At 63.7% G+C, this 14,417-nt stretch carries 15 protein-coding genes and 1 pseudogene; 5 read left to right on the forward strand and 11 right to left on the reverse strand.

Annotated features, from left to right (window positions below; genetic code table 11):
* Positions 1-165 precede the first annotated feature (165 nt).
* Together KXD96_RS09725 and KXD96_RS09730 are read left to right on the forward strand one after the other, a co-directional pair.
* Positions 166-291 carry a hypothetical protein gene (locus KXD96_RS09725; protein ID WP_260744369.1) on the forward strand — a complete coding sequence of 42 codons (126 nt, stop codon included), beginning with the start codon at positions 166-168 and terminating at the stop codon, positions 289-291.
* A gap of 542 nt (positions 292-833) precedes the next feature.
* Positions 834-1,178: a hypothetical protein gene (locus tag KXD96_RS09730; protein WP_260744370.1), complete on the forward strand. Its 345-nt coding sequence runs from the start codon at positions 834-836 to the stop codon at positions 1,176-1,178.
* Between the two features lie 643 nt (positions 1,179-1,821).
* On the opposite strand, the gene KXD96_RS09735 is transcribed toward KXD96_RS09730, so the two are convergent.
* The 11 genes and pseudogenes from KXD96_RS09735 to KXD96_RS09780 all read right to left on the reverse strand — a co-directional run bounded on the left by KXD96_RS09735 (position 1,822) and on the right by KXD96_RS09780 (position 11,785).
* The gene (locus KXD96_RS09735) at positions 1,822-3,225 is read right to left on the reverse strand and encodes a phenylacetate--CoA ligase family protein (protein ID WP_260744371.1); all 1,404 of its coding nucleotides are present in this window, start codon (positions 3,223-3,225) and stop codon (positions 1,822-1,824) included.
* Positions 3,226-3,510: 285 nt separating this feature from the next.
* Positions 3,511-3,801: a hypothetical protein gene (locus KXD96_RS09740; protein ID WP_260744372.1), complete on the reverse strand. Its 291-nt coding sequence runs from the start codon at positions 3,799-3,801 to the stop codon at positions 3,511-3,513.
* A gap of 41 nt (positions 3,802-3,842) precedes the next feature.
* Complete coding sequence (locus KXD96_RS28630) at positions 3,843-4,736, reverse strand: RecQ family zinc-binding domain-containing protein (RefSeq protein WP_313901630.1); 894 nt, start codon at positions 4,734-4,736, stop codon at positions 3,843-3,845.
* Positions 4,733-5,533: a RecQ family DEAD/DEAH box helicase gene (locus tag KXD96_RS28635; RefSeq protein ID WP_313901631.1), complete on the reverse strand. Its 801-nt coding sequence runs from the start codon at positions 5,531-5,533 to the stop codon at positions 4,733-4,735. The genes KXD96_RS28630 and KXD96_RS28635 overlap by 4 nt, the downstream gene beginning before the upstream one ends.
* Before the next feature lie 211 nt (positions 5,534-5,744).
* Positions 5,745-6,632 (reverse strand): universal stress protein, encoded by an 888-nt coding sequence (locus tag KXD96_RS09750; RefSeq protein WP_260744373.1) that lies wholly within the window; start codon positions 6,630-6,632, stop codon positions 5,745-5,747.
* A gap of 55 nt (positions 6,633-6,687) precedes the next feature.
* Positions 6,688-7,119 (reverse strand): DUF2267 domain-containing protein, encoded by a 432-nt coding sequence (locus KXD96_RS09755; RefSeq protein WP_260744374.1) that lies wholly within the window; start codon positions 7,117-7,119, stop codon positions 6,688-6,690.
* Between the two features lie 14 nt (positions 7,120-7,133).
* Positions 7,134-7,343 carry a dodecin family protein gene (locus KXD96_RS09760; protein WP_260744375.1) on the reverse strand — a complete coding sequence of 70 codons (210 nt, stop codon included), beginning with the start codon at positions 7,341-7,343 and terminating at the stop codon, positions 7,134-7,136.
* A gap of 474 nt (positions 7,344-7,817) precedes the next feature.
* Positions 7,818-8,256, reverse strand: a pseudogene (locus tag KXD96_RS09765) (glutathione peroxidase).
* A gap of 123 nt (positions 8,257-8,379) precedes the next feature.
* Positions 8,380-9,243, reverse strand: coding sequence for a TIGR03619 family F420-dependent LLM class oxidoreductase (locus KXD96_RS09770; protein WP_396878345.1), 864 nt, complete (start codon positions 9,241-9,243; stop codon positions 8,380-8,382).
* Positions 9,240-10,793 carry an FAD-dependent oxidoreductase gene (locus tag KXD96_RS09775; protein ID WP_260744377.1) on the reverse strand — a complete coding sequence of 518 codons (1,554 nt, stop codon included), beginning with the start codon at positions 10,791-10,793 and terminating at the stop codon, positions 9,240-9,242. The genes KXD96_RS09770 and KXD96_RS09775 overlap by 4 nt, the downstream gene beginning before the upstream one ends.
* Positions 10,794-10,960: 167 nt before the next feature.
* Entirely contained in the window at positions 10,961-11,785 is an 825-nt protein-coding gene (locus tag KXD96_RS09780; protein WP_260744378.1) for an SDR family oxidoreductase, read from the reverse strand.
* Between the two features lie 232 nt (positions 11,786-12,017).
* Here KXD96_RS09780 and KXD96_RS09785 point away from each other — a divergent pair, with 232 nt between their 5' ends.
* Genes KXD96_RS09785 through KXD96_RS09795 form a run of 3 tightly spaced genes read left to right on the forward strand, consistent with a single transcriptional unit; the run spans position 12,018 to position 14,409 of the window.
* Positions 12,018-12,662: a TetR/AcrR family transcriptional regulator gene (locus KXD96_RS09785; RefSeq protein WP_313901632.1), complete on the forward strand. Its 645-nt coding sequence runs from the start codon at positions 12,018-12,020 to the stop codon at positions 12,660-12,662.
* Positions 12,659-13,474, forward strand: coding sequence for an SDR family NAD(P)-dependent oxidoreductase (locus KXD96_RS09790; protein ID WP_260744379.1), 816 nt, complete (start codon positions 12,659-12,661; stop codon positions 13,472-13,474). Before KXD96_RS09785 ends, KXD96_RS09790 begins: the two co-directional genes overlap by 4 nt.
* A 50-nt stretch (positions 13,475-13,524) precedes the next feature.
* Entirely contained in the window at positions 13,525-14,409 is an 885-nt protein-coding gene (locus tag KXD96_RS09795) for a TIGR03619 family F420-dependent LLM class oxidoreductase (protein ID WP_260744380.1), read from the forward strand.
* Positions 14,410-14,417 lie beyond the last annotated feature (8 nt).

Consider the following 14,417-nt stretch of genomic DNA (forward strand, 5'->3'; position numbering starts at 1 on the left):
GTCCCATGCTCATGGCAAAACGGTGGTCCCATCACCCTGGCAAGCGACACATGAGATGAGGAAGGCTATGGCGTTCTTTCAGGTGATCGCGCTGGATCTTGACGGCACGCCATTACGGCGACCAGCGCAGGGTGGAAGTGGCTAGCCTAGAAATGAGGAGCTGACATGCCTGACAACCGTTACCTCGAAGTCATCAAACGTCTACTCGGTGCAGAGATGTACTTTCGTTTGCGCAACCAGGCAAAGGAGCGTAAACCGCAACGTCCGGCCCCTGAAGAAAAGCCAAAATGACAATTCACGAGGGGCGGCGCGGTGGCGGGCGCGAACCGATAATGGGGACATGGCTCTCGGGCCAAGCCCCAAAGAATCTGTGCATCTGAGCGGTCGTGGGGGACCCGCTCATGTCTAGCTCTCATGTGGACGTTGGAGAGTACGCCGCGACTACGGAAAGCCCTGCAAGACCGTTACTTCGGCAAGGCCGGGTCACCACAGATGAGACCCGTGGACTATGAGGTTGGCATTCGTTTCGAAGTCCATTGGATCGCACTGATGCGAGGGGTACCCAGCTACAAGATCGATCCGCTCGAACGGCGTGTCGAATCACCGCGATGCTGCTCGACCCGATCATTGGCCGTCACCAGTTTGGTCGGTGCGGCTGGTTCTGCGATGCCATGTCGTCCAATGAACGACCGTTGTGTTGATAGCGAATTGGATTCCCAGGCAGGCCAGAAGACACGACGGGTGACCGGCGCTGCCGCAGCATGGCTGGTTGCACGAGGCCTAGGTTGACCCCCCGGCACGCCCCGATCATCAGAGCCTAGAAAGGTCAAGCGATGACAGAGCAAGAGCTGCGAGTGCTGCAGGTTGCACTGGCACAGGGCGAAGCAGGCGACGACCCGAAGCGCTGCAGCCTGGTGCTGCAGCTTTCCCGGCCGGTCGATCCGTTCGAGGTAGAGGCGCTGAGCGAGCACCTTGGTATAACGATCGACCATCAGGACCGGATGAAAGCGTACTGGCCCAAAGTGGACCTTGAAGAGATGGCCAAGAATCCGGCAATGCTAAGCGGCAAGGTGATGAACGCAGCGGGATTTGCTCAATCTGCACGAGAAGAGGCACAACGGCAAACCTCGCGTGTCGGCCAACTGATTGAACAGATCAACACGGGGTTGCGGCAATAACTTTCACGTTCAGCATGAAAAATGCACATTGACCTGTCGGCGGCTGTGGGGATGGTGGACAGAAAGAAGTCCTTCCGCTCAACAACTCTCTGCGAAGTGCGAGGACGACTCCAGCCGGGTCGATTAGGAGGTAATGGTAGGCGGCCGCTCGCCTGATCCCGAATGGTGTCGTCAGCTCACCGACCGCCTCTCCGGTTGCGGCAGGCGTTCACCCGTCCACGCGGTGACACCTGCTTTCTTTAGCGACCTGAGCGATTGACGACCTCGGCGCCGATTTCTGACCGCATAACCAGAGCCCTATACCACCTGCCCGAATTGCCGCCTGGGCTCAGTCGTTGATGTGGCGAGCACTAAGGCTGTGGCAAGTACCCCCATCAGCGCTCAAACCCGTCCTGGTCACCGTGCTGGGCTTCACCGACTGGGATCACGTCGATCACAGAATCGGCCGCTACGCGCAGAGCGTTACCGCCAGCAGCGACTAACCGGTTCGATGAACTCGATCTCGCACGGAGACTATTCCTAATCTAGCTTGCCCGGAGCAACGACTTACTCGGCGCCGGAACACAATTCGCCACCAGCACGGGAATCAAGATCAGGTGGCCATCGAGCAGCCAGTTGTTAAGCGCTCTAGCAACAGCCGCTATCAGGCTGACCACACCTGCCGATACTTGCCGGTTCTCGGGTCGAGGGCGGGCGGGTCGGTCGCGTGTTCTACGACTACCGGCGCGGCTCCTTGTGCCGCGAAGAACGCGTCCAGCCGCTGGTCGACGGCATGCCAGACCTGCACCGGGTCGGCATCAGGCCACATCTCCAATCGCACGCTCACAGCCGACGGGCTGGTACGAATTACCTGAAACCGGCGCACGCCGGGGGTTTCCTCGACGACAGTCCCGAGTGCCAGCGGCAGCACCGTGACCGACATCCCGTCTGGTGCCTCGAACGAGAGCAGGTCGCCGCTGCGTCCCTCCACCGTGATCCCCGGCAGCCGATTGCCACACGCACACGGCGTAGCGGCCAGCTTCACCCGGTCACCGAGGTCGTAGCGGATCAGCGGCTGCACCCGGTTAGCCAAGTTGGTGACCAGAACGGTATGGGAGACAACGCCCGGTCCGACGGGACGATCATCCTCATCGACCGGCTCGAGGACGTACCAATCACTATTGACGTGGAACAGCCCATGCGCGCATTCCATTGCTAAGCCAGGAAATTCGGCTGAGCCATAACGGTTCTCGACCGGACAGCCGAACGTCGACTCGATGTCGGCGCGAAATGCTGGCGTCAAAGGCTCGCTCGCGGTGATGGCCAGTATCGGCTGAATCCTGAGCCGACCCGCCTGTTGTTCGCTCGCCAGCAGTGCCAACGCGCTTGGGTAGCCCACGAGGACTGTCGGTTGGAACACGTTGATCTCTGTGACTAGTTCCGTAAGTGGACGCAGCACGGAGAAAGTGCGGATGCGCTTGGCCAGAACGGGGCTACGGCGACGGGCAGACTCCAGTGCCGCGGCCGCGCCATCGTGCGCGTCGGTGACAAATAGCGCTGCGACGCGCAGTCCGCGCCGCAGCACCCTGGGCAGCAGATCCCACCGAGCGATGAACCGCAGCTCTCCCCGCCCGCCCACGAAGTGAACCAGCGCCCAGGAGGCGTCATCGTGGATCACGATGGCCGGGTCGCCGCTCGTTCCCGATGTCGTCGCAACGTGATAGCGGCCCAGGTAACGAGCGCCGAGCAGCGTGGGGTCGGCCAGAAAGTCCCGCCGCAGCGACTCGAGGGTGATGGCCGGGTCGGTGACCCAGTCGTCGAAATGCGCCATGAGGCCACGCTTTGTCACGACCGGCAGTGACGCCAGTTTCACCGGCCCAGGCTCGAGGTGCCGGTACAGATTCCGGTAGTACGGTGACGCCGTTCGGGCATGTCGGACAATATCTTCGAGTCGGGCCTGCTGGCGGCGTGCAATGCTCTTGCCGTCACCGCGGCGGAAACGCCAAGCCTCCCAAGCGATCTTGAGCACACCTAACTTGGCAGGGATAACCTGGAATTTCGCTCGCATACGTGATCCTCCCCAAACGGTCATTCCGGGCGGCGAGAAAAGACCGATGCGATTTGCTCAGTCACATCACTCTTGGCGCGGGGGGAAGCGCAACAGGCAATACGCTGTGAGGTCGAGCATCGGCTGGTCGAGCTGACCTTGAAGCGGCAGCCAATTTTGGCGTCGGCCACCCAGTCACAGAACGCTGCGAACTGTAGAGCTGGCGACGTCTCCGAGCGCTAGGTACGTGCATGGACGCCTCTGGGCTGGTCAGTTGTTTCGGGTATGAAGCCGACTGGCTGGTGTTTACTTCTTTTCGCTGTCGGACTTGCTAAGCGCCCGGTCGGCACTCCGGATCAGGTTGCGGTTGAACTGATACTGCGCGTCGACGAGCTTGTCGGCCAGTTCGATTGCGGCGTCGACGATCTTCGCGCGCAGCGGTTGGACTGCATCCGGAATTGCCTCATCGACCGTCTGGCGAAAGATTCGTAATGCCTCGGCGGCCGCGTGTTGGCCGGCCTTGGCCGATTCGCGCACGTCGTCGAGCAGGTCGGTTGAACGGGATACCACGGACTGCGACTCAGTAGCCTGGGTCATGTCGAATCCTTTCTCGGTGGGTTTCGATACCGTCGTCGACGCTATTCCGCGCGGCGGTCGGCCGATACCGACGAAAGTCCCACCTGCCTAGCCAATGGTCCCCCGTGCCGGCACGGAGCCGTCTGCCGCAGGACGGCGGTTTCTCGGATCACCTTCATCGACAGCGTCCGGTAGCCGTATTTCTCGAAAAGCACCGTGATGGTGTCGGCGGTGCCGCCGATAACGACTCCGGGTCCCCACTCGCGGTGTTCGACGGTGGTGTTGACGGGTATTGCCGGCCGTAGTTCATGGGCGGACGCTTGGCCAATCCGGTTGTCGCGGCAGCGGTCGCAGTTGCCGCACGGTTCGGGCAGCGTCTCGCCGAAATACGCGAGCAGAATCTGCCGACGGCATTCTCGCGTTTCGGCGTAGCCTCGCAGCATTTCCACTCGGGTTCGATCGACACGTTCGCTGGTCTCGGCGACTTCGACCGCACGGCCCACTGCGGTCGCCCCTGGTTCTCCGGAGGCGGTGAATCCCTTACGGCCCGACGTGACCGCACCGGCCTGGTCGAGGAGGTTCACTGCGGTGGTGAGCCGGCGGCCGCGGACACCGAGTTCGGTGCGCAGGTCTTTGAGCCGCCTGGGTCTGTCAGCCGATAGCGCCGAGTAGACGCGATGCAGCAGCTCTTCGTCGGGGTGATGCGCGGTGAAAAACCGCGCCAGCGATAAGTCTTCAGGTCGATAGAACAGCAGGGCCAGCGCTGCCTCCCCGTCGCGACCGGCGCGGCCGACCTGCTGAAAGTAGCTGTCCAGCGAGTCCGGAACCGAGGCGTGCACGACGGCCCGGATATTGGGCTTGTCGATACCCATGCCGAAAGCCGATGTGGCGGTGATCATCTCGTACTCGTCGTCGCGAAACCTGCGATGAATCTCGTCGCGCTGCGCTGCCCTCATGCCGCCGTGGTGGCAGCGGCACTCCTGCCCCGCTTAGCCAGTGCGTCGGCGTAGCTCTCGGCGTCTTTGCGGGTCGCGGTGTACACCAGGACTGGCCCCGCCATCTCGGTGACCGTCGACACCACGGCGTCGCGCTTTTCTGCTTCCGACACGTGATGCTCGACCTCGAGGCGCAAGTTCGGCCGGTCGAACCCGCTGGCGATCACAACGAGATCGCGCAACCCGAGCCGCTCGATGATCTCGCGGCGCACCAGCGGGGACGCGGTCGCCGTCAACGCGGCCACGGGTGGGCGGCCGAGACGGTCGAACGCGTCAGCGAGCCGCAGATAGTCCGGCCGGAAGTCGTGTCCCCACATCGACACGCAGTGCGCTTCGTCCACCACGATCAGCGATACGTTCGATTCGGCAAGACGCGAGACGACGTCGTCTTTCGAAAGCTGCTCCGGGGAGAGGAAGATGTACTCGGCTTCGTGTCGGCGCACGGCCTCCCAACTGCGTGACGTTTGTGCCTGGCCTTGGCGGGAGTTGATGGCGACAGCGGCGGGGCCGTGTGCAGCAACGAGGTGATCGATCTGGTCGCGTTGCAGAGCTATCAACGGTGAGATCACCAGCGTCGCGCCCTCGATCAGGACCGCTGCCACCTGATAGATCGCGGACTTGCCGGCCCCCGTCGGCATCAGGGCGAGCACGTCGCGGCGCGCGACCAGCGCCTCCATCGCGTCGAGCTGCTCGGCGTGCAGCGCTTTCCAGCCGAACACGCGGCGGGCCACATCCTCGAGTTCTGCGCGGCGGGTCACCCGATGCCCACTACCCGCACCGCCATCCGAGACGGCCACACTCGTCGCCGGCGTCAACACCGACCCCAACGATCACCGCCACAGACCTCACCAAAGCCAGCCCTACGTCGACAGACTTCGTAAGCCAAAGAATCTCTAAACAGCGAGGGCGGCCCCGAAACACTGCGGGGGCCATTTCGATACCTGGTGAGCACCATACCCGCGTGCGCCGCTACGGCTCGCGGGCGACGATCACCACCGTCCGCGCCGCATGAGTGACGGCGGTGCTCACCGAGCCCAGCAGCATGCCGGCGAATCCGCCGCGACCGCTACTGCCGACGACGACGAGTTGTGCGGACTCCGAGTGCTCGACAAGTTGACGAGCCGGCTCGTCGCGCACCACCACACGTCGCACCGTGACGCCGGGGTAGCGCTCCTGCCATCGGGCCAGCCACGCCGCCAGCGCGTCTTGTGCCTGCACTTCCATGGCCTCGAAATCCAGACCGGGCACTTCCGACAGGCTGACGTCCGACCACGCATGCAGTGCCACCAAGTCCACGCCGCGGCGGGAGGCTTCGTCGAAGGCGATCTCGGTCGCGCGTTCCGATGCGTGCGAGCCATCGATTCCCACCAGCACCGGTGCAGCTGCGGGCGTCGGGGCCTCATCATGGACGACCGCGACCGGGCAGTGCGCATAGTTGACCAAGCCGGTGCTGACCGAACCGAACGAGGCCTGGCCAAACGCGCCTTCGCCGCGGCATCCCACGACCATCAGGTCCGCAATCTTGGACTCATTGACCAGGGTCGAAACGGCCGGCCCGTGTACCACCGCGCTGTGCACGAGCGGCGGGGGATGGTCGGCGGTGCTGTCGGCGACCACCCTGCGGGCGTCTTCGAGAATCCGCCTCGCTCTGTCCTCCTGCTGCTCGAAATAGTCTTGCGGTATCGGAATCTCCGGCCACGGCGCAAGCGCCGGCACGACCGGAGCGATGACGTGCATGAGGGTGAGCGGAACGTTGCGCATCGCGGCATCGCGAGCCGCCCAGTCGACCGCCGCCATCGACGAGGCCGATCGATCGACGCCGACCAAGACGCCCCGATGAGTTTCGGGCCCGGACATTTCGTTCCCCTGCCTGTGTCGTTATGCGATTAGCGATGACAGGACGCGCAGCAGTTCAGTGCTGGGGTTCCAGTATCTTGCGAATTTCAATGGGGAGCTGGCCCAGCGCCTTGTCCATCTGCGCAACCGGCAGATGGTGCAAGACGGCCGCGGTAGTGGCCGCGGCGGCTTTGCCGACGTCGTCGAGTGCGATGTTCGCCTCACGAGAGAACCGGACGGCGTAGGCCTGGGCGTCGTACTTGTCGGGGACGGCGCTGGGACTCCATCCCTGGTAGAAGACGCCCCTGATTAGGTCGGGAAGCTGGGCCGCGAAATGAGCGCTCGCCTCTACCGTGAGCCGATCGCGCAACGTATGCAGCCAGGCCCTGAGGACCCGGTAGGCAAACTCGCGATCCTCGGTGTCGAACTCCTTGGCCACATCGTTGATCCACGTGTGTGCGGAGTCGATTGCGTGATCAAGCGCTGTGACCTTGGTCTTGGTGGCCATGGTTACCTCCGGCCCTAGTCGAGGACGAATGTGACCAGCATGTTGACGCGGTAGGCAATAATCCCGCCGTCCTTCACGTCCACCGACTGCTCCTTGATCCAGGCCGACTTGACACCACGCAGGGTCTCCTCGGCCCGAGCAAGGCCAACCTTCACGGCATCTTCGAAACTGGTGTCGGACCTCGCACTGATCTCGGTGACGCGAGCGACGGTGCCTCCTGACATGATGACCTCCACAATCGAAGTTGGATGATCCCAAACTGTGACTATTCAACTCCGCTGCGATAGAAGCAAAGAAGAGGCGATGTACTCCACGCCGGAGGACTTTCGACCACTCGTCCCAACACCCACCGAGTCTAGCGTGTCGGAGATGGACGAAGTGGTAGAGCCAATTGCCGAACGTGACCCTGAGCATCGGTGCCCGATCTGTGGGGGCGAAACGGAGCTGGTTTCGATCGGCTTTGTGTATCGGGACGGTGAGAAGCATCAGGTCGAAGTTTCACCCAAGCGGCGGCGCTGTGCTGTCCTGGACTGCCATGGGCACGGCGGCCTAGACGAGCCCGCCGACGGCTAGCCATACTCTGAATCCAAGCCCACCAAAGGCTCCAGGATTGTCGGCAATCCTGTGTGCCCGGTACCCGCGTGTGCACACTGCGTCTACCGATTCGCGTAGGCACCGAACCGCTTTCGTGCGGCCCCCTATCGGGGCAGTACGTCCTCGATGGCGCTGATGACCTCGGGGGGTTTCGGGCTCGGTGCGGGGCCGGAAGCGGTGCACCACCTCACCGCCGGGTGTGATGAGGAACTTCTCGAAGTTCCACTGGATGTCTCCCGCGTTGCCGGCGGAGTCGGCGGCTTTGGTCAACTCGGCGTATAGCGGGTGGCGGCCCTCGCCGTTGACGTCGGTCTTCGCCAGCAGCGGGAACGTCACCCCGTAGGCCGTCGAGCAGAAATCCCGGATCTCCTCGGGGCTGCCCGGTTCCTGGCCCATGAACTGGTTGCAGGGGACGCCGACGACCGTCAGGCCGCGGTCACCATAGTCCTTGGCCAGCTTCTCCAGCGCCGTGTATTGCGGAGTGAGTCCGCACTTGGTGGCCACGTTCATGACCAGCGTTGCACCGTCGGACAATTCGGCCATCGTGGTCGGCCGGCCGTCGAGGGTGGTCAGGGGAATGTCTTTGAGAAGTCACGCCCATGACGCTAATGCACGGTGGCCAGAGCCACCGCGAGTCCGCGCAACGTCGGGGTCGAAGCGTGGCAATCAGGCCTTGTCAAGCTCAAAGTCGGCGCGGAATCGTTCCATGCCGCGAATCTTTTCGGAGGTGCTTGCATCCGGCCCCGAGTAAAACATCCACGGCATGGTGAGGATGTGGGTGATCCCACCCCGCTCGGCGCGGGCGTAGTCGTCGATGGTGAACGAATCGATGAGCGGAGCAAGGATAATGAAGTCGTCCATCGACCGTCCCGCCGCAGTGCGAAGTTCACGAAGCCGTGCGGCCAGCGCCAGGGCGTCGGCGGTCTTCATCAGGTCGCCGATCCAACCGTCGTGTGCGGCGGCGCGGTGCAGGGCGCTTTCGCTGCGGCCGCCGATCAGGACGGGGACGTGGGGTACCGGCGGGCTCATCTCGAGTTTCGGAGTCTGATAGAACTCGCCGTCGAATTCCGTCCATCCTGGTTCCCAGAGCCGCCGCATCAGCTGGATCATCTCGTCGGACCGTCTCCCGCGCTGTGCAAATCGCGCTTCGAGCAGATCGAATTCTTCCCGGCACCAGCCCACGCCCAGGCCCAGTTCGACCCTGCCCTCGGACAGGTAAGCCGCCGTACCAATCGATTTGGCCGCCGAATAGGGATTCCGCAGCGCGGCGACGTAGACAGTGGTGACAAACCGCAGGCGGCTGGTGATCTGGGCGAGGCTGCCGATGAGCACCCACGGATCGGGCCAATCGGTGAACGGTTCCCAGCGGCGTTCGCCGGTCTCGTTGTAGGGGTAGGGAGTTCGGAGCTCGGCGAAGTTGACGACGTGGTCGGGTATGCCGAGTCCGTCGTAACCGAGTTCATCGGCGGCCCTGGCGATTTGCAGAATTTCGTGGGTATCGAGAAAGCCGGTGCTGATGTAGAACTTCATCGGTTCGGGGCCTCTGCGGCATGACGGCCGGCGATCCGCCCGAAGGCCAGCGCGTCGCCAAGGCCCATGCCGCCCGAGCAGCACCACGAGTAAGTGGAGCTCACGTCGCCGGCGCAATACAGCCCCGGGATCGGGTCGCCGAATGGGTCTAGCGCCCGGGCGAATTCGTCCTTGCGGATGCCCCCCATGGTGGTGATCAGCAGTTGCGCCCATTCATAGCCGTAGAACGGCGGACGCGTGATCGGGTGCATCGTGGCGGCCGTGCGGCCAAAAGTCGGGTCGTCGCAACCGCTTTCGGCCAGCTCGTTGTAGCGATTGACCTCAGCGTCGAGTCCGTCGGCGTCGATGCCCAGCTTGTCGGCGAGCTCGCGGACCGAGTCGGCTCGGGTTATCCAGCCGCGCTCGACTTCGGCGCTGTTGTCCAGACTCCATTCGTAACCTTCGACCTGACGGATCCAGTCGACGGCGAAGAACTGCCGGGGAAGGACGAGCGGTCCGGCCAGCCGTCCGTCCTCGTCGAAGATCGTCCACATCGGGACACCGGGGTAGAAGTCGAACATCCCGCGCTGGATGGACTTGCCATGCCGATTCGGTACGGATTCGTCGACGAAACGCCGGCCGTCCGCCCCCACGTTGATGAATCGCGCGCCCCGGGGCATCGCGTCTTGGCCAGTCGTAAAGGGGGGCATGGCGATTCCGGGCATGGCCATGTAGTTGTACGGGTGAGCGAGATCAGCGCCCACACGCTGCGCCATCTTGATTCCGTCGCCGGTACACGCCGGGTTGCCCCACGGGGTGGCATTGGGCAGGCGCAGATAGTTGCGGGCCATCTCGCGGTTGGCGGCGAACCCGCCGGTGGCCAGGACCACTCCCCGGCGGGCACCGATGACGCGTTCACCGTCGGCGCCCGAAACCAGCACCCCGGTGACCCCGGCCCCGGGCTCCTCAACGAGACGCAGAGCCCGGGTCTGGTAAAGCACCTCGACGCCGCTGTCATTTAGGCAGGTCTTCAACAGCAACCACAGGCGCGAAAACCCCATCGAGCCGCCGATGACGTTGTAGTCCGACCCGCAGTCATGCCCTTCCACCTCGTCGTACTCGTCTTCGGGCGGGTTCTTGACGCCTTGCAGCCGCAAGGTGTCACCCCACGAGATCTGGACGAAATCCGTACCGTCTCCGTCGTAGGGATCCCCGGCATCGCGCTGCACCCGGCCGCGGGTCTGCTCGGCCAGCCCGAGAAGCCACTCCGTGTTGCGCGAGGTCTCCGATGCCCACACACCGGCAAGTTCGTCGGGAACGCTGTACTGCCAGGACATGGCATGCAGGTGTCGCCGCGCCAGGTCGACGTCGTCGGGGTTGAACCACACCTGTCCGGACACCCGCGAATTGCCGCCGGCGTGCTGGGGTGAGGTCTTCTCCAGGACCAGAACGTCAGCGCCGGCGTCATGAGCGGTCAGGGCGGCCGCAAGGCCGGCGCTGCCCATGCCGACCACAACGACGTCAACCGTCTCGGATGCGTTCATCGGGAACCTCTCATCGGTCACAGTCATCTCTCAAATTCACGGTTGATAGGGCGTTGTCAAATCGGTGCCAAGGGGCGATCCGCCGAACCCTCCTGTCAACATTCGGGGTCTTAGCCGACGCGGATACGGTGTGAGGAATGAGATGGATGCGGCGGCATCTCCGGTAGGGCGCGTGACCTCCAGCGAAGGGCGCCCTAGGGCAACGGTAAGGCGTCAAGTCCCCGCACCTCGAGACTCCACTCAGCGAGCAGATCCAAACTGGTGAACAGCTTTCCGGTGATGTCTTCAGGACAATCGCAAAGTGCCAGTGTGGCTTCCACCATCTGTTCCAGCGTTTCGATCTGATCGGGTCCGATCATGCCTCCGACCAGAGCCGCCGCGCCTTCGCTGAGCACCGCAGCTCTGGGGGCGACGGCATTCACGCGGATACCGTCGCCGTGGAGTTCGGCGCCTAGAGCGTTACTCCACACCTTCAAAGCGGCTTTCGAAGATCCGTAGATCGCCGTGGTGGTGCCGGGCGGTGTCTTGTTGAAGGGTGGCCCGGGCCGTGGCTCGGCAGTGGCGCTGGAGATATTGACGATCCATCCTTCGCCGCGCGCCCGCATGTCTGGGATCACCGCATTGGCAAGATCGATGGGTGCGAAGAGGTTGGCTTCGAAGGTGATCCGTCGCCTCTTGCGCGGATAACCCACCACCGGCTGGTACATCGCGGCAGCCGCATTGTTGACCAAGATATCGATTGAGCCGCCCAATTGATCGGCCGCTGCCGGAACGACGGTGTCGCGCTGTTCTTCGTCGGTCAGGTCGGCGACGATAGTGGCGATCGTGGTGCCGTACCGCTCAATCTTTTTACGGGTTTCGGTCAGGCTGCCGGCTAGAGGGTGATCGTGTTCGTTGGCTGTTCGCGCCGTGACGGCGACATCGGCGCCCTCCGCGGCCAGTCGTTCTGCGATGCCTGCGCCGATACCACGGCTGGCCCCGGTCACCAGTGCGCGCCTGCCTGCCAGACGTTGGTGCATCGGCGCAGTCCTCCTGTTTTCTCAAGTGGCCCTGGCTCGGCGGCGTCGCTGTGCACCGAGCTCGCCTGACGTTATCAAGAATCTGGTCATGTGTTCACTTTTTCGGGAGCAGCGCAGTGCTCCGAACGCCCGATGGACGGAAATCCACGCCCTAAAGGGCGGAAAGCTCCTGGGAAAAGCATGCTTTAGCCAAAACCTTGTGCGCACCTCGCCGCATGTCTAATCTGAACATGTGTCCGGAATAACCGTCGATGACGTGGCGGGCACTCCCGTCCCTCGCCGTAGGAACACGCGCTCGGAACGGAGCGTTCGCCGGCTACTCGACGCCGCCGTCGAAGCGCTCGCCGAGTCGCCATACGCCGACTTGACGGTGCGCGGCGTCGCCGCCAGAGCCGAGGTCTCCCCGACAACCGCCTACACCCACTTCGCCTCCAAGGACGTTCTGATCGGCGAGGTCTACCTACGGCTTCTGCGCGACGCCGCCACCTTCGTCGACGTCAACGATGACGCCGAGACCAGGGTGAAAGCCCAACTGCGAGAGCTGGTCCTGCTTGTCGCGGACACGCCCTACCTCGCCCACGCGTGCACGACGGCGATCATGGCCGACGACGTTGCGATGGACGACATACGCGCACGGATCGCCGTCGAAGTCAGCCGCCGCATCACCGCCTCACTCGGGCCCGGTGCACCTCCCGACGTCGTGGCGACGCTGCACATGGTTTTCTCCGGGGCTCTGATGCATGCCCGCTCGACGCCGGGCGGCTACCGAGCCATCGCGGACCGCCTCGACAATGCGGTGTCGCTGATCATGAGTTCGCAGCGAGACCAAATCCCTCGAGTCGCGGAGAAACGGACGACCAAGGCAGCTTTGCGGTGACCGATCGTCTCAAGGGCAAAGTCGCCATCGTCACCGGCGCCGGCAGCGGTATCGGTGCCGCAACGGCCTTCGCGATGACCCGCGAGGGTGCCGCCGTCGTCGCCGCCGACATCAACGGTGACTCCGCCGGCGCCGTCGTCGAGGAGATCAACTCAGCAGGCGGGTCGGCGGTGGCCACGCACACCGACGTCACCAAAGACGCCGATGTCGCGAACATGGTGAAGACCGCGATCGACGAGTTCGGCCGGCTGGACATCATCCACAACAACGCAGGCGCGGCCCAGGAGGCCGTTGACACCGACGTCGTGAACACACCGGATTCGGCGTGGCGGTTGGCCCACGACGTCGACCTCATGGGAGTGGTGCTGGGGTGTAGGCATGCCATCCCCGAGATGACCAAGACCGGAGGCGGGTCCGTCATCATCACCGCGTCAGCGGGCCCCTTTTTCGGTTCGAACCAACTCATCGCCTACGCCGCTGCCAAGGCGGCTGCGCTGGCGGTGACAAAGTATGTCGCCACCAGTCATGGTCGGCAGGGGATCAGGTGCAATGCGATCGCGCCCGGACTCGTCCTCACCCCCGGCGCCGAGGCCGTGTTCCCCAGTCGCAAACTCCTGGACGCGATCTCGCGTCACCAGACCCTCGAGGGATTCATCAGGCCCGATGACGTCGCCAACCTCGCGGTGTTCCTCGCGAGCGACGAGTCACGCTTCATCACCGGCCAAACCCTCATCATCGATGCGGGTTCGCTCACGATGGGGTCGGCAGTTCCCGACATCGACGACGCCATCAGAGAACTGCTTGGCGGTTGACACGTGACCGATCGACGACTGCCTACGCAACGTGGGAAAGGGATGCGGTGATGCGTTTCACGTTCTCGGACTCGATGACCCATTCGGAGTATCTGCCGCAGCTGGCGGTTGCGGCCGAGGCGGCCGGCTATGACGGGTTCTCGATCCCCGACTCAATCGGGTATCCGGAGCATTCCGACGCGATCTACCCGTATACGGCAGACGGCGACCGAAGCTTTCTGGACGGCAAGGAGTTCATCGAGCCGTTCGTGCTGGCCGCTTCCCTCGGTGCGATCACCAACCGCATCCGCTTCAACACCTTCGTGGTGAAGTTCCCGGTCCGCTCGCCGGTGCTGGCCGCGAAGGAGGCGTTCTCGGTGGCCAAACTGACGGGCAACCGCCTGGGCCTGGGCATCGGCATCGGCAGCAGTCCGTACCCCGACGACTATCTGATGGCGGGGGTTGACCCGGCCCACAAGGGCGCCCGCATGGACGAGGCGATCGACGTCTTCCGGGGGCTGGAGTCCGGAGAGTTCTTCGAGTTCCACGGACGCTTCTACGACGTGCCCTCCCTGAAAGTCTGTCCGGTGCCCACGGAACCCATACCGCTGCTGATCGGCGGGCACTCGGATGCCGCTCTCAAACGAGCGGCGCGGAAGGCCAATGGGTGGATGCATGCCGGCGGCCCCAACGATCTCCTCGAGGCGATGCTCGACAAGCTGCATGCCTTTCGCACCGAGGCGGGGAAGTCCAACGAGCCGTTCGAGATTCATGCCGCCAGCCCCGATGCTCGCACGGTGGACGGGTGCAAACGTCTGGAGGACATCGGCGTCACCGACGTCATCGTCGGCATCCGCAACCCCTACATCAAGGGTGACGACCCCCAGCCCCTGGCCGACAAGCTGGCGAAGCTGGAGCGCTTCGCCGACAACATCATCAGCAAGGTCAACCCCTGAAGGGCATC

The organism is Mycobacterium sp. SMC-2, assembly GCF_025263485.1.
Lineage (GTDB): Bacteria > Actinomycetota > Actinomycetes > Mycobacteriales > Mycobacteriaceae > Mycobacterium.

Coding starts and splice junctions, on each gene's coding strand:
- KXD96_RS09755 (WP_260744374.1), bottom strand. CDS start 7,119: ATGGCCACCAAGACCAAGGTCACAGCGCTTGATCACGCAATCGACTCC.
- KXD96_RS09760 (WP_260744375.1), bottom strand. CDS start 7,343: ATGTCAGGAGGCACCGTCGCTCGCGTCACCGAGATCAGTGCGAGGTCC.
- KXD96_RS28630 (WP_313901630.1), bottom strand. CDS start 4,736: ATGAGGGCAGCGCAGCGCGACGAGATTCATCGCAGGTTTCGCGACGAC.
- KXD96_RS09750 (WP_260744373.1), bottom strand. CDS start 6,632: ATGTCCGGGCCCGAAACTCATCGGGGCGTCTTGGTCGGCGTCGATCGA.
- KXD96_RS09795 (WP_260744380.1), top strand. CDS start 13,525: ATGCGTTTCACGTTCTCGGACTCGATGACCCATTCGGAGTATCTGCCG.
- KXD96_RS09775 (WP_260744377.1), bottom strand. CDS start 10,793: ATGACTGTGACCGATGAGAGGTTCCCGATGAACGCATCCGAGACGGTT.
- KXD96_RS09780 (WP_260744378.1), bottom strand. CDS start 11,785: ATGCACCAACGTCTGGCAGGCAGGCGCGCACTGGTGACCGGGGCCAGC.
- KXD96_RS09725 (WP_260744369.1), top strand. CDS start 166: ATGCCTGACAACCGTTACCTCGAAGTCATCAAACGTCTACTCGGTGCA.
- KXD96_RS09735 (WP_260744371.1), bottom strand. CDS start 3,225: ATGCGAGCGAAATTCCAGGTTATCCCTGCCAAGTTAGGTGTGCTCAAG.
- KXD96_RS09740 (WP_260744372.1), bottom strand. CDS start 3,801: ATGACCCAGGCTACTGAGTCGCAGTCCGTGGTATCCCGTTCAACCGAC.
- KXD96_RS09730 (WP_260744370.1), top strand. CDS start 834: ATGACAGAGCAAGAGCTGCGAGTGCTGCAGGTTGCACTGGCACAGGGC.
- KXD96_RS09770 (WP_396878345.1), bottom strand. CDS start 9,243: ATGAAGTTCTACATCAGCACCGGCTTTCTCGATACCCACGAAATTCTG.